The 13,885-nt window shown below is 56.5% G+C and carries 9 protein-coding genes, 1 tRNA gene and 2 pseudogenes; 5 read left to right on the plus strand and 7 right to left on the minus strand.

The annotated features are described in order from the left end of the window. The first annotated feature begins 72 nt into the window (after window positions 1–72). Window positions 73–852, plus strand: a complete 780-nt coding sequence (locus tag KBY08_RS07220; RefSeq protein ID WP_111522452.1) for a sulfotransferase family 2 domain-containing protein — start codon at window positions 73–75, stop codon at window positions 850–852. A 226-nt stretch (window positions 853–1,078) separates the two neighbouring features. On the opposite strand, the gene cysQ is transcribed toward KBY08_RS07220, so the two are convergent. Beyond that, complete coding sequence (cysQ, locus tag KBY08_RS07225) at window positions 1,079–2,518, minus strand: 3'(2'),5'-bisphosphate nucleotidase CysQ (RefSeq protein WP_111522453.1); 1,440 nt, start codon at window positions 2,516–2,518, stop codon at window positions 1,079–1,081. A gap of 331 nt (window positions 2,519–2,849) precedes the next feature. Between cysQ and KBY08_RS26695 the strand changes: the two are divergent. Further along, a pseudogene (locus tag KBY08_RS26695) lies at window positions 2,850–2,977 on the plus strand (IS91 family transposase); the annotation flags it as partial. Between the two features lie 123 nt (window positions 2,978–3,100). Here the strand turns inward: KBY08_RS26695 and KBY08_RS26700 are convergent. Together KBY08_RS26700 and KBY08_RS26705 are read right to left on the minus strand one after the other, a co-directional pair. Continuing rightward, on the minus strand, window positions 3,101–3,964 hold the full coding sequence (locus KBY08_RS26700) for a methyl-accepting chemotaxis protein (RefSeq protein WP_374935936.1): 864 nt from the start codon (window positions 3,962–3,964) through the stop codon (window positions 3,101–3,103). A 39-nt stretch (window positions 3,965–4,003) separates the two neighbouring features. Then, window positions 4,004–5,185: pseudogene (locus KBY08_RS26705) on the minus strand (methyl-accepting chemotaxis protein); the annotation flags it as partial. Window positions 5,186–5,400: 215 nt separating this feature from the next. Here KBY08_RS26705 and KBY08_RS07235 point away from each other — a divergent pair. Beyond that, window positions 5,401–7,281 (plus strand): methyl-accepting chemotaxis protein, encoded by a 1,881-nt coding sequence (locus KBY08_RS07235; RefSeq protein WP_103359605.1) that lies wholly within the window; start codon window positions 5,401–5,403, stop codon window positions 7,279–7,281. A gap of 157 nt (window positions 7,282–7,438) precedes the next feature. Here KBY08_RS07235 and KBY08_RS07240 read toward each other — a convergent pair whose 3' ends face one another. Both KBY08_RS07240 and lldD read right to left on the minus strand, forming a co-directional pair. Beyond that, complete coding sequence (locus tag KBY08_RS07240; protein ID WP_024640176.1) at window positions 7,439–7,702, minus strand: hypothetical protein; 264 nt, start codon at window positions 7,700–7,702, stop codon at window positions 7,439–7,441. Between the two features lie 131 nt (window positions 7,703–7,833). Further along, on the minus strand, window positions 7,834–8,976 hold the full coding sequence (lldD, locus tag KBY08_RS07245) for an FMN-dependent L-lactate dehydrogenase LldD (RefSeq protein WP_103359606.1): 1,143 nt from the start codon (window positions 8,974–8,976) through the stop codon (window positions 7,834–7,836). A gap of 130 nt (window positions 8,977–9,106) precedes the next feature. Here lldD and KBY08_RS07250 point away from each other — a divergent pair, with 130 nt between their 5' ends. After that, window positions 9,107–10,003 carry a LysR family transcriptional regulator gene (locus KBY08_RS07250; protein ID WP_103359607.1) on the plus strand — a complete coding sequence of 299 codons (897 nt, stop codon included), beginning with the start codon at window positions 9,107–9,109 and terminating at the stop codon, window positions 10,001–10,003. A gap of 150 nt (window positions 10,004–10,153) precedes the next feature. Here KBY08_RS07250 and KBY08_RS07255 read toward each other — a convergent pair. Together KBY08_RS07255 and KBY08_RS07260 are read right to left on the minus strand one after the other, a co-directional pair. Further along, window positions 10,154–10,230, minus strand: a tRNA-Met gene (locus tag KBY08_RS07255). A gap of 115 nt (window positions 10,231–10,345) precedes the next feature. After that, the gene (locus KBY08_RS07260; protein ID WP_024641307.1) at window positions 10,346–11,467 is read right to left on the minus strand and encodes a J domain-containing protein; all 1,122 of its coding nucleotides are present in this window, start codon (window positions 11,465–11,467) and stop codon (window positions 10,346–10,348) included. Window positions 11,468–12,838: 1,371 nt separating this feature from the next. On the opposite strand from KBY08_RS07260, the gene KBY08_RS26710 reads away from it, so the two are divergent. After that, a complete protein-coding gene (locus KBY08_RS26710) occupies window positions 12,839–13,864 on the plus strand; it encodes a methyl-accepting chemotaxis protein (RefSeq protein WP_373686960.1) in 1,026 nt (341 codons plus the stop codon). Window positions 13,865–13,885: the final 21 nt, after the last annotated feature.

Raw genomic sequence — 13,885 nt, forward strand, 5'->3', positions numbered from 1 at the left:
GGAAGATAGGGAGTGTAAGCTCCGCCTCCCTGTCGTTGAAAACATACAAACTATAACGGGTACATAAAATAAATGAAGAAATCAATAGAAATTTCTGATGACGTGGTTTTTTTTATACACATACCGAAATGTGCCGGTACTTCGCTAGGATCTTTTTTTAATAAAATGCTTAGGCCTGACGGTCATTTTTTCTGGCATGGCCAAGACGGTGATATAAACAAACTGGCTGACGAAAATGCGTTTTTCTCCAGCGGCAGTAATGAGGCAATCAAATTTATCGGCGGGCACTTTACATTAGGTGCAGTCAATAAAATAATATCAGATTCTCAGGTGTCTAATCCAACAATATGTTCGGTAATACGAGATCCTCTTGAGCAGGTTGAATCATATTTTCACTGGATTACTTCAGAGTCTTCTATAAAGGGAGTAGAACATCCGCTCTATGAGCACTGCAAAGGGATGACGCCAGAGGAATTCTTCTGCGATCAAAAAAGCCTCGCTGAGGTTAGTAACATACAGTCAAAGTATCTACTGGGTGTGGATTGCGGTGCACGTCATAGTCACGACATCGAAAGTTTATCGCTAAGCCTTCTTCTTCAAAAGAATTCTTATATAACTGATGTGTCAGAATCCGACTGGCTTATTTCCAGGGTGGCCGAGCTTCTACTGATCAATGATTCTAATAGCCAACAGGTCATTAGTGCCCCGAGAGAGAATGTATCAGGGGCCAGAACGTGCAAATTCGATGAAGCCACTATAAGTATGATTAAAGAGCTATTTTGGGCTGATATCATTCTGTATGAAACATTAAATATATCCTACAAAAACGCCGTCAATAATATTTTTTTTTGAAGATAACCCCACCTAAGCATGTTCGATCCACGTTCCGCCAACGCGCGGTAGGTTGAAGATATCATCTTATTTTGCGCCGAACGTCTCGTCGACTACCCACTCGGTTTTCAGCCCCGTAGCGGCGAACCACTGAGCCACCCGCGTGCAACGCCGATTACCATCAGAAAACTGCCTGAGCAGCACGCGCCCTCGACGCAGAGGGCCATTACCAGGTCGGTAAGAGCGGTCAGGATCGGCTGCGGGTGGATGGCTCATCCAGCGCGCGTAGCAAGGTTTCTACGCAGACTTGCAGGCTGCTCTCGCCCGGGAACAGATGCACGTCGGGACTGACGGGTTCCTCGTAGCTGCTGTCGATGCCGGTAAAGTCCTTTAGCTCGCCTCGGCGTGCCTTGGCGTACAGCCCTTTGACGTCGCGCCGTTCGCATTCTTGCAGCGGAGTATCGACGAAGACCTCGATGAAACTGTCCTCCGAGAACAGTGCACGCACCCTATCTCTATCAGCGCGGAACGGTGAAATGAAGGCGGTCACTACAATCATTCCAGCGTCTACCATCAATTTGGCCACTTCACCTACGCGACGGATGTTCTCCGCACGATCTTCGGCACTCATGCCTAGATCCTTGTTTAGCCCTTGGCGCACATTGTCACCGTCAAGCAGAAAGGTATGCCGCCCAGCTTTGTACAGAGACAACTCAAGCGAATTGGCGATTGTCGACTTGCCCGAGCCGGACAGCCCAGTCAGCCAGATACACCGCGGACGCTGGTTGAGGCTGGCTGCGCGCATAGTTTGGTCAACTTGGGTACGGTGCCAGATCACCTCCGCTTTGCTAGTGTGCTCGCGGCGTTCGTAGACGATGCCATCTGTCCAGGCCCCAACTTCCGGAAGCCAGTCCGAACTCGGCACCGCGCATACGATAAAGAACGGATTTACAAGAGTATCGGTGCGCTGAATGTAGCTTAGGGGCTCCAGTGTGGGCCAAGCCAGCACCTGACCGCCTGCTGCACTGACCACCGCATGTGCCGCCGCCGTATCCCACTCGCTGGTTGGCCCGATACGTGGATATACGTCGGGAGCACCCTCTGCAACCAGACACAGTTTTAGCGAGCTGCTTATGCTGCTCAATTCAGAATGGCGCATGCCAGCCATGAATGCATCGAACTCCACCGAGACGTACGAATGACTGTCGATGACCCGACAGACACGCTCGTCCGCAGGGGGTACCACCACACGAATGGCTCGCACGTCGCCATCGGCTGCGGCTTTGAAAGCACCGACACCACGAGATCCCCAATAACTAACGCACAGCGCTGGCGCATGTACCACCCCTAGTACGGGCTCGCCGTGCTTAATCAGCGCAATGTTGACGGTGAATGCGTTATTTTTCTTGCTGAGCTCTTTCGTACCATCTAACGAAGTGACCAGCCAGTAGAGCGACCACTGGCGTCGGAGTTCACTATCCATCTGGGCCGAAGCCTCAGAGAGCACAGGGATTTCCGGGGTCAGCGTCCTCAGCTCCGTGAGGATATGCCTGTGAGCAAGCTGATCGGCCTCACTCAGCGAACTATTATCCTGCTCGCTCTGGACGACGCGACCATGCGGATAGACGCACATTATGATTTGGCCGGCGCCCTCGGCGATTCGGCGGATAGCTTGGATGTCGATCATGGTACTCGCTGTAATTCCCTTAATAAGCGGTTAACAAGCAGTCAGATTGCATTCCTTTCCAAATCCGCCCTGAATTCCATCGGCGTATCCAACCATTCCAAATGGCTGTGCTTGCGGAAACGCAGCCACTCGCACCTGATTTCGGTCAGAGGATTCAATGGGCTGCACTGTATATGAATTTTGAAATGCCTATGCATAAATCGCCCATCCTTACCGTTGCATAGCATCATGGACATTGATTTGAGCTGTGTCATGGTGCCCGTTAATGATCATCGTCGAGCCTATTTACTCACCGTTGTTGCTTCAGGTGAGTCCAGACTAAACACCTCGACTGCTCAAAGCCTCTTCACCGGTAATCAGTGCTGGGCACACCTCCTTGAGGAGGGCGGCTGACGCGACATCGAAGTCGGGTCCGTCAGCAAAATGCTTGCCTGTAGCTCTTCAATACTGGGCGTCAAACAGTCACGAAACATGTCAAAACGTCGCAATTGACTCGTTTTAGACGCCGATATGGTGTGATTGTCACGGGTGCAGAAACAATCAAGCCCGGTAAAGACCGGGCTTGATGTCAACGCCGGGTGATCAGATGCGGAAGCGGCTGACCATCGTCTGCAGTTGCCCGCCCAGGCGTGCCAGTTCGACGCTGGACGCAGCGGTTTCTTCGCTGGCCGAAGCAGTCTGCTCGGACACATCGCGGACATTGACGATGCTGCGGCTGATTTCCTCAGCGACCGCGCTTTGCTCTTCAGCGGCGGCGGCAATCTGCTGGTTCATCGCCTGAATGCTGGAGACCGTTTGCGTGATGCTGCCCAGCGACGTACCTGCCTGACGGCTGAGGGTCACGCTGCTGACGGTCAGTTCGCGGCTGTTGAGCATGATGCTGGACACCTGGCGCGTACCGCTTTGCAGCGCAGCGACCAGTGTTTCGATCTCCACGGTGGACTGCTGCGTACGTTGTGCCAGGCCGCGAACTTCGTCGGCAACCACGGCAAAACCACGTCCGGCTTCACCCGCACGAGCCGCTTCGATGGCGGCGTTGAGCGCCAGCAGGTTGGTCTGTTCGGCCACCGCCTTGATGACGTCCATGACCTTGCCGATCTTGTCGCTTTCCTGCTCCAGCTCAGTCATGGCATCAACCGAGCGGCCCACTTCATTGGCCAGACGCTCGATCTGGGCGATCGCTTCACCCACCACCTTGTCACCGTCACGCGCTTCGCGGTCGGCGTTGGACGCGGCCTGCGAGGCCTGTTCGGCGTTACGCGCAACTTCTGCAACCGTCGCCGACATCTCGTGCATGGCGGTGGCGACCTGATCGGTTTCGACTTTCTGGCTGTTGACGCCAGCGCTGGTCTGTTCGGTAACCGCCGACAGCTCTTCGGCGGCACTGGCGATCTGTACGACGCTGTCGCGAATACCGCCAATCAGTTCGCGCAGAGTGGTGCCCATGCGCTGGATGCCTTGCTGCAGAACGCCGAGCTCATCACTGCGTGTCACCGCCAGGGTCTGGGTCAGGTCACCGGACGCAATACGGTCGACCACTGCCAGGGTTTCCCGCAGGGGACGGGTAATCTGCCGAGTGATGATCACTGCGGCGATAATGCCCAGAATGATAGCCAACAGGGTGCAGGTGATCTGCGTGGTACGCGCCTGTGCGCTTTCCTGATCGCGGCGATCCAGTTGCAGTTTGTACATGTCCTCGCTGATCTTGACGATATCCTGCCCTTGCGTGGTCATTTCCTTGCGCGCCTGGACAATCGTGCCCGTGGCGGCCTTGAAGTTTTGCAAGGTCGTCCGGTAGGCCATCAACGAGGTTTCCAGCTGCCTGAGCTGATCGGCCTGAGTGCCGCTGAAGGTCGCCTTGAGCGCGTCCAGATCCTTGACGGCCGCATCCAGTTTCGAAACAGCTGCCTGCTCGGTCTCGGGCGTGGCATTGGTGGTGTAGCCGCGCACTTCATAGCGTGCGAGTCTCAAGTCATCCTTGGCATCGGTGACAAGTCGGTACTGCTCGAAACGGTTGGCGTCAGCCGGGTCCATGTTTCTGACTTCAGTCACAAGCTGCTCGAACACCGCGAGGCTTTTGACCGCGTGGGTCGTCAGCTCATCACGCGCAGCGGTGCTGGCCTTGTAGCCACTGCGCATATTGTTGAGGGACTTCTGGTAGTCAGCAATCACGATGCCCAACTGATCGAGCATTTTCAGGTTTTCGGGACTTTTGAACGAGGCCCGCAGTTTTTCCTGATACGCCTTGAAGCTATCCAGCGAGGTCTGCACGGTTTCGGCTACCTTCTCGTCGCCGTCGGCCACCATGTATTGCAGGCGCGTCACGCGCAGTTTGGTCAACTGCGCATTGAGTGAAGTAATGTCACTCATCCAGTTACTGCGGTTGATCAGCCCGCTCATGCTGGTCCAGCCAGTCAGTGCAAGAATGGCTGTAAAAACAAGTACCAGACCGAAGCCGAGGGCCAGTTTCATATTCACGCTGATGTTTGCAAACCAGCTACTCATTGAATTCTCCAACAACTGCCATTGAAACGGTCTTATCCCTGAAAGGTATGGCATACAGGTCAGGGCGGGGTGAGGTATACAGACACTATCGGCAGGAACTGGCCAAGCTGAAATAAAAAATAAAGAAAGTTCCACGACGCCTGGAATATTTTTTCCAGGCATATCATTTGCGCCAGCACACCGTTATAAAGCACCGTCGAAGTCATTAAAGTAGAGCGCCGAATTCCAGAGGGAACGGCACACCGTCGGCTGTGTTTGCGAGACCAAAACCCTATCCGTTGCAGGTTCATTGTGTGTGCAGGGCATGACATTTTTTGTGTCGCAACTTGCTCTGGCCTCCGAGCCTTCTTCCAGCAGTCCTGTTGAGATGCCTTGTCATGAATTTAAAGTTTCGTCATAAGATTCTGCTGGCCGCGGCCGGTGTAGTGGTGCTGGCGTTCGCCTTGTTCACGTTGTACAACGATTACCTGCAACGTAAGACGATCAACCAGAACCTCGAGTCCTCTGTGGGCCAAGCGGGTCAACTGACTGCCAGCAGCGTCCAGAACTGGCTGAGCGGGCGCATTCTGGTGCTGGAAAACCTCACCCAGAACGTAGCCTTTCAGGGGGTCAATTCCGACCTCAGCGGACTGGTATCGCAGTCTGCGCTGGTATCGACCTTTCAGTTCACCTATGTCGGTGACAGCAAAGGCACATTCACCCAGCGGCCCAATGTGGACATGCCCGCGGGCTACGACCCTCGCCAACGGCCCTGGTACAAGTCCACCGTCGACGCAGGCAAGACCATTCTCAGCGCGCCGTATCTGGCTTCTGTGGGTGGCCTGGTGGTAACGATCGCCAGCCCGGTCAAGGCGGCAGGCCAGGTCACGGGTGTCGTCGGCGGCGACCTGAGCCTTGACACGCTGGTCAAGATCATCAACTCGGTCGAATTCGGCGGGCTGGGTTACGCCTTTCTGGTCAGTGGCGACGGGCAGATCATCGTCAGTCCGGACAAGGAACAGGTGATGAAAAACCTCAAGGACATCTACCCCGGACAGACCATCAGCCTGGACGCGCGCCTGCGTGAGGTGAGCCTCAATGGCCAGCAACGGCTGCTGTCATTTACCCCGATCACCGGACTGCCTTCGGCTGACTGGTACATTGGCCTGTCGATCGACAAGGACAAGGCCTATGCGCCATTGAGCCAGTTTCGCAGCTCGGCGATGGTTGCCGTGCTGATTGCAGTGGCCGTGATTGCGTTGCTGTTGAGCCTGCTCATTCGTGCGCTGATGCGCCCGTTGACCGACATGGGGCGTGCGATGCAGGACATCGCCCAGGGCGAGGGTGATCTGACCCGGCGCCTGAGCATTCAGGGCAAGGACGAGTTCGCAGCGCTGGGTGGCTCGTTCAATCAGTTCGTGGAGCGCGTGCACGCGTCCATTGTCGAAGTGTCCTCCGCAACGCTTCAGGTGCATGACCTGTCGCAACGGGTGGTCAACTCCTCCAATTCGTCCATCGTCGGTTTCGATGAGCAGAGCGCCCGAACCAACAGCGTCGCTGCAGCGATCAACGAGCTGGGCGCTGCAACCCAGGAGATTGCCCGCAACGCATCGGACGCCTCGATCCAGGCCAGTGAGGCCCGCAACCAGGCAGAAGACGGCCAGGTAGTGGTCGAGAAAACCATCCACGCCATGAGCGCGCTGTCGGCCAAGATCAGTGATTCCTGCACGCAGATCGAGCAACTCAACGCCAGCACCGAAAATATCGGTCACATTCTTGATGTCATCAAAGGCATCTCGCAGCAGACCAATCTGCTGGCCCTTAACGCCGCCATCGAAGCCGCCCGCGCGGGGGAGGCCGGACGCGGTTTTGCGGTAGTTGCCGACGAGGTGCGCAACCTTGCGCATCGTACCCAGACGTCTGCCGACGAGATTCACAAGATGATTGGCGGCCTGCAGAGCGGCTCTCAGCATGCCGTACTCAACATGAATGAAAGCCAGACGTCGAGTCAGGAAAGTGTCGAAGTTGCCAATCAGGCGGGCAGTCGTCTGCGTGATGTGACACGGCGCATTGGCGATATCGATGGCATGAATCAATCCGTTGCTGCAGCGACAGAAGAGCAGACTGCCGTTGTAGAAACCCTCAATATCGATATCAATCAGATCAACACGCTTAATCAACAAGGCGTGGCCAACCTTAATGAAACGCTCAAGGACTGTGCTGCGCTTTCGCAACAAGCCGGGCGTTTGAAGCAACTGGTCGACAGTTTCAAGATCTGACCGTACATCCAGTGACAGAGGCCGGGCCACTTATACGTGGCCCGGTCTTCAAGAGTGAGGGCTTGCAAGTACCAGTGAGTGGGGGTGTCAGCAAGCCCGCTGGACCGCCCAGCGTCACTCGTCCATGAAAAAGCCTGCTGAATGGCAGGCTTTTTGGTCAGAGATCCTTTTTAACCTCTTTATCGATGTGCTTGTCAGCCTTGTGACGTTCCTTGTCGTCATGCTTCGCACCTTTGTCGACCTCGTCAGCGTCGTGCTTCACGCCCTTGTCCACTTCCTTGGCGTCATGATCGACGCCTTTATCCAGTTCACGGTTATCGTGTCGGACACCCTTTTCCAGCTCACTCTCTGCAAGGGCGACGGGCGCTACAGCACCCGTCAGGAAGAGGGCGGCAGTCATTGAGAGTACGAGTTTACGCATGCTTTGCTCCTTCATGAGAAATGCTGGCTCTTCTTGAGCCATCACTTTCGAGCATAGACCAGGCATTCAGAGTGAAAAATGCAGTTCGTCGAAAGGCCGACCCGGATAACGATTCAGTCCAGCCCCGGCCTTCAAGCAACTGCTTTAACCAGAATGCTTTCGTCGATCTGCTCAATCGATGTCACCCCGGTCAACGTCATCGCCACATGCATTTCCCTGGCAAAAATATCCAGCATATTCTCGACGCCACGCTGCCCATCGGCGCCCAGCGCATAGGCCATCGAGCGTCCGAGCAACACGCCTTTGGCACCGAGGGCGAGCATGCGCACCACATCAAGACCCGAGCGAATGCCGGAGTCGGCCAGCACTGTCAGGTCACTGCCGACCGCCTGAACAATCGGCGGCAAAGCCTTGGCGGTGGACAGCACGCCATCCAGCTGACGTCCGCCGTGGTTGGATACGACAATGCCGTCCGCGCCAAAACTCAGCGCATCTCTGGCATCCTGCGGATCGAGAATGCCCTTGATGATCATCGGGCCTTGCCAGAACTCACGAATCCACTCCAGATCCTTCCAGCTGATGGACGGGTCGAAGTTGTTCGCCAGCCAGCCCACATAATCTTCCAGGGTGGTGGCCTTGCCCAGGTATCTGGAGATATTGCCCAGATCATGGGGGCGACCGAGCAGGCCGACATTCAGTGCCCAGTCCGGCTTGGTCATGGCTTGCAGAATGCGTCGAGGCGCGGCATAAGGCCCTGACATGCCCGAGTGCGCATCACGATAACGCGCGCCGGGCGTTGGCATGTCGACGGTAAAGACCAGCGTCGTGACGCCCGCCGCCTTGGCACGCTCCAGAGCGTTTTTCATAAAGCCACGGTCTTTGAGCACGTAGAGCTGAAACCAGATCGCTTGATCGCTCTGCGACGCTACCTCTTCAATCGAACACACCGACACCGTCGACAGACAGAATGGAATCCGCTTGTTCGCCGCGGCCCTGGCTGCCTGCACTTCACCGCGGCGCGCATACATTCCGCTCAGGCCTACGGGGCTGAGGATAATCGGCATCGCCAGGGATTCGCCAAACAGTCTGGTTTCAAGACTCACGTTATCGACATTTTTCAGGACCCGCTGGCGCAAGCTGATATCGGCCAGGTCCGAACCGTTGGCACGCAGCGTGTGCTCTGCATACGCACCGCCGTCAATGTAATCAAACAGAAAACGCGGGAGTTTGCGTTTGGCCGCTGCACGGTAATCGGATGCCGAAGAAATAATCATGACGTTTTCCTGAGCGAATAAATCTACGAAGCGAGGCCGCCAAGGGGGAGCGGCAGGTTCAGATTACGGAAAAACCGACTATGATCAAAACAACTAATACAACTTGAATTCAGTCGGAAATCGAATACTCGTGAACCTTCGAACATTACGCACTTTTGTCGAAGTGGTACGTCAGGGTAGCTTCTCCCAGGCCGCTGACGTGGTATCGCTTACCCAGTCCACCGTCAGCAAAGCCGTCAAGACCCTTGAAGACGAATTGGGCACGCCGCTGTTGAGCCGCATTGGCCACCGCAGCGAACTGACCGCCGCCGGCGAAATCGTCTACCGCCGTGCTCTCATCCTGTTGGCAGAACGCAACGATCTGCTGACCGAGCTCAACGAGCTGCGCGGTTTGAAGGGTGGCGTGCTGCGCATCGGTCTGCCCCCCGTCGGCAGCGGTGCGCTTTTCGCCGCCATGTTCACTCAATACCGCGCCCGCTATCCGGATATCGATATTCAGCTCATCGAACACGGCGCGAGCAAACTGCATGAGTGCCTGGCTTCGGGAGAAGTAGAGCTGGCTGCACTGTTGAAGATGAACTCGTTCAGTGAAGAGTTCGATTACCAGGATGTGCGTATCGAGCCAGTGGTGGTGGTCATGGCAGAGAACCACCCGTTGGCAAAGCGCAAGCGGGTCGTTATTGAAGACCTGGCCGAAACGCCGTTTATCCTCTTCGAGGCCGGGTTTGCACTGAACACCATGATCAAACTGGCCTGCGACCGCAAGGGCGTGACGCCCAAAGTGACTGCACGCAGCGGTCAGGTCGACTTTATTGTGGATCTGGTCTCGGCAGGGCTGGGTGTCGCGTTCTTGCCGAGGATGCTGGCGCAGAAGCATTATCACGACGGGATTCGACTGGTTGCGCTGAACGAGCCGGATACCGATTGGCATATGGTGTTGGCGTGGCGCAAAAACGCGCACTTGTCACCTGCGGCCGAGGCCTGGTTGGCGCTTGCCAGGGAAACCCGTCTCCCGACGACGTCCTGAAATCCCGGAGGCGTGCTTTTAGCACACGCAGGGGGGGGCTGGGAGGCATAAGAGGTGTGACAAAACGGGAAGGCCAGAAACAAGAAAGCCCGCACGAGGCGGGCTTCTTGTTGATTCACAGTGATCAGAAGAAAACTGTGAATCGGTACTTGGTGGCTACACAGGGACTTGAACCCCGGACCCCAGCATTATGAATGCTATGCTCTAACCAACTGAGCTATGTAGCCAAGTGGCGCGCATTATTCTCGGAGAACGCATATGTGTCAAGCGTTGTTGTGAAAAATAATTGCGTGCGATCAACCGGTTAGGTGGCAGCCCTCGTCGGTACGTCGTTCCGGGCGCTTACCGGAACAGGGTGTCGAGCATCTCCAGGTCATCGAATTCTTCTGCCCTCTCCAGCATCTCGGCCATCTCCCTTCGCTCCCTGAGCCAGGCTTTAAGGCTTTTCGGGGTGGTCAGTGCCTGCAGTTCGTCCTGTTCCTCGTCGAGGTGCTCCCGTATGGCTTTGACCTGCCTGGCACACTTTGTGTTGGCGGTCTTGGGTTTGAGGTCCTCGTACGGGTCCATCAGGAAGCGTTCACGGATCAGCATCTTGCGGTCGTGGATCTCGTCCTCCAGCTCTCTGAGTTGTTCGCTCAGGATCCGGTTGAAATGCTTGAGGCGCTTGTCGGAGATGCTGTCGATGTGGCTCTGGTCGATTTGCTCGATCTCCATTTGCATCTTCAGTAGCGCCAGCAAGTCATCACCTTCGTACGCTTCGTTGACCCTTTGCATGAGCGCTGTCTTGCGATCGCGCTCATCGGCGTCCTGCTCGCGGTCCGGGTGCAGTGCGCTGGCCAGCTTGCGGTAGATTTCGCGCAAGGACTGGCTGCCTTCAGCCTCTTCCTGCTCACGACGCAGTTCGCTGGCCGTCGGCTTTTTCGGCTTCTGTGCGCCTTGCGCCTGCTCGGCCTGCTCTTTGAGCTTCTCTTCAATATGCCGAGTCACGTCCTCGAGGGAGTCCAGGTCGACATCGTCGTCCAGTTCCACGCCCAGATTTTCTTCCAGTGATGCTTTGAACTGCTGGTTTTGCAGGCGCTCCTCCTCGTCGTAGTCGTTGCCGGTGTATTTGAGGTAGAGCTGCTTCAGTTCTTCATCGTGTTCGCCGCCCATGAGTGACATGGTCAGGACGCAGATAATCTCGAGCACCGTATGTCTGTCTTTTTTGGCCAGGCGGAACTGATCGAAAGCCACGTCAAGCAAGCGCAGCTTGTTCATCTCGTTCGCTGCCTGCTCACGGAGCATCGGAACCAACTCTTCGATCCACAGCTTTTCGCAGGTTGCTGAAATCGCGAGCCACTGCTGCAAAAGCTTGCGCCTGGTTTCGAGCTTTTCCATCAGCGTGTTGAATTTCTTCTGACCGGCGCTCAAATGCGGCTTGGACGGTTGCGTGACGATGCGTGGCGAGGCGGGTGGGGTGGTCATGAAGACCTCCTTGATGGGGGAGCACTGCTGCGTAGTGATTGATTGTCGTTGGCCAGTTTACTTTTTCTGACCTTTTTGCGGGATGAATAAATGGCTGCCGTAAAGCACTTCTTCTTGTCTGCTGAGCGGTCCGCTTCTTGCTTGCATGTGCCTGATAGCTCGTTTGAGAAGCTTTTTGACGCCAAAAACAATGAATGGCGACACTTTGCGTACCAATCTGAGGCGATGTGTATCGCCATTGAAACAAGAACATGGCATTTTGCTGTTAGTGTTTTTCCAACAAAAGGCATCGCCTCTGTTTGTGCAGATCTGGCAGGTGTTCACCGGGAGTCGCAGGACATGAACAGTCTTTTGTCACCAGGCATGCGCCTGATGGGACATTTTGGTTTTGCTCGCAAGTTTCAGGTCTTGTTCCTGCTGTTCATGTTGCCGCTGGCGGGCAGCGCATGGGTCATCACCAAGGAATACAGCAACAAGCTCGATGTCATATCCGGGGAGCAATCCGGCGTGCGTCAACTGCTGGCCCTCGACGATCTGAACATCGAGTTGTCCGCCCAGCGCGATCATGCCGCACGCTGGAAAGCGGCCGACATTCTGCGCGAGCCAACCCCGGCGGCGAAGGCGGCGATGGCCAGCGTCGATGCAGGGATACCTCGAATTGCCAACGCGCTGCAGGGCGTTCAGGCCGTATTGGTTGAAGAGAAAGCTCCTGCCGACACCATGAACCGTTTCAAGGCGCTTCAAGCTGCGGTCACCGGTCTGGACACGGCATCATTGCGCACGGTGGGCTGGTGGCCTGATGGCTACGACCGCTTCACCACGGTGCTGAATCTGGTCCAGGCGCTGCGTGAGCAGATCGCGATGGACAGCGGTTTGATTCTCGACCCCTGGCTTGAAACCTACATGCTGATGCAGCTTTCCACCCAGCAAGTGCCGGACCTGATCGAGCGTATCGGTCGTCTGTCGAGTGTGGGGCAGACGTCGGTGGCATCGGGGCAGTTCAGCCTGCAGAGCCGCCTGCAAATGCGCGACCTGCGTGGCCGCATCGATGATTCCAAGGACCAGATGCAAAAGGCTGCCGGCCTGCTGCTATCCAAACTCCCTGAGCAGTTGCAGCCGTGGGCCGACAAGTACGCTGCGGTGATGCAAGTGCTGGAAGCACAGCTGAAGGTCATTGACGAAGGTGTTTTCGGCGGCAGCATCAAGCTCAAACCGGAAGAGTTCGAAAAGAGCATCGACACGCTGACCAGCAGCACGGCGGATTTGCGCAGGCAATCGCTTGACGCGCTCAATGGACGCCTCGATTACTACCACGAGAACTCCAACACGGAGTTCATCCCGATGGCGGTGGTCTTCTGTGTTCTGGTGATCATGGCGATCTATCTGTTCGCCTGTCTGCAATCCTCGATTCGCAACAGCGCCAGAGGCATCACCACGCTGGCTGAATCCCTGCGTGACGGCAATCTGTGTGTGGAAGTGGCTGTGCAGGGCCGTGACGAGCTGGCTGCCATCAGCCGCGCGCTGAACGTCGCGGTAGTGCAGCTGCGTACCAGCCTGCTGGGTGTCAATCAGGAAACCGTTCGCGTCGGCGACGCCGTGCTGACGCTGAGTGCTCAGTCCAGCGGGACGCTCACCGAAGTCGAGGACCAGCAACAACAGATCAGTCAGATCGCCGCCGCAGCCACCGAGCTGGCTGCCACTTCCCAAGGCGTGGCGAGAAGCTGTGAGCAAGCATCGGAAAGCGCCCGGCAGACGCGCCAGATTGCTCAGCAAAGCAGCCAGGACAGCCAGCGCACCACCGACAGCATTCAGCAGCTCAATCAGCGGCTGACCGAGACTGCTGCCGCGCTGGGCCGGGTCAGCGAGCAGGGCCAGCAGATTCAATCGGTGGTGGATGCCATTCGCGGCATCGCCGAACAGACCAACCTGCTGGCCCTCAACGCAGCCATCGAGGCGGCACGCGCCGGCGAGCAAGGGCGCGGGTTCGCCGTGGTTGCCGATGAAGTGCGCAGCCTGTCCCAGCGTACCCAGGCCTCGACCGCTCAGATCGCCGGCACGGTCGACAGCTTGCGCTCCACCGTGACGCAGGCGGTCAACCTGATGGAAGCGGCCTGCGGGCAAGCCGTCAACGATGCGCAGTCGGTAACCGGCCTGGGCATCCGCCTGGGCGAAATCGCCACGGCAGTGCAGGGTGTCACCGATACGCTGGCGCAGATATCGACCGCCGTGGAAGAACAGGCAACGACCGCTGATGAAGTGAGCAGCAACATCCAGCAGGTCGATCAGGCCGCAGGGCGTTTGCTGGAAGGCGCCCGTGCGGTCAATCAGGCGGCGGATACCTTGAGTCAGGGCAGTCGGGCGTTGAATGACAATACGGCGCGGTTTCGGTTGGGGTGATACGTCAAGTGGTCAGTAAAA

Source organism: Pseudomonas sp. P135 (assembly GCF_020312125.1).
GTDB lineage: Bacteria > Pseudomonadota > Gammaproteobacteria > Pseudomonadales > Pseudomonadaceae > Aquipseudomonas > Aquipseudomonas fragariae.

Coding starts and splice junctions, on each gene's coding strand:
- KBY08_RS07220 (WP_111522452.1), top strand. CDS start 73: ATGAAGAAATCAATAGAAATTTCTGATGACGTGGTTTTTTTTATACAC.
- cysQ (WP_111522453.1), bottom strand. CDS start 2,518: ATGATCGACATCCAAGCTATCCGCCGAATCGCCGAGGGCGCCGGCCAA.
- KBY08_RS26700 (WP_374935936.1), bottom strand. CDS start 3,964: ATGGGCACCACTCTGCGCGAACTGATTGGCGGTATTCGCGACAGCGTC.
- KBY08_RS07235 (WP_103359605.1), top strand. CDS start 5,401: ATGAATTTAAAGTTTCGTCATAAGATTCTGCTGGCCGCGGCCGGTGTA.
- KBY08_RS07240 (WP_024640176.1), bottom strand. CDS start 7,702: ATGCGTAAACTCGTACTCTCAATGACTGCCGCCCTCTTCCTGACGGGT.
- lldD (WP_103359606.1), bottom strand. CDS start 8,976: ATGATTATTTCTTCGGCATCCGATTACCGTGCAGCGGCCAAACGCAAA.
- KBY08_RS07260 (WP_024641307.1), bottom strand. CDS start 11,467: ATGACCACCCCACCCGCCTCGCCACGCATCGTCACGCAACCGTCCAAG.
- KBY08_RS26710 (WP_373686960.1), top strand. CDS start 12,839: ATGGCGATCTATCTGTTCGCCTGTCTGCAATCCTCGATTCGCAACAGC.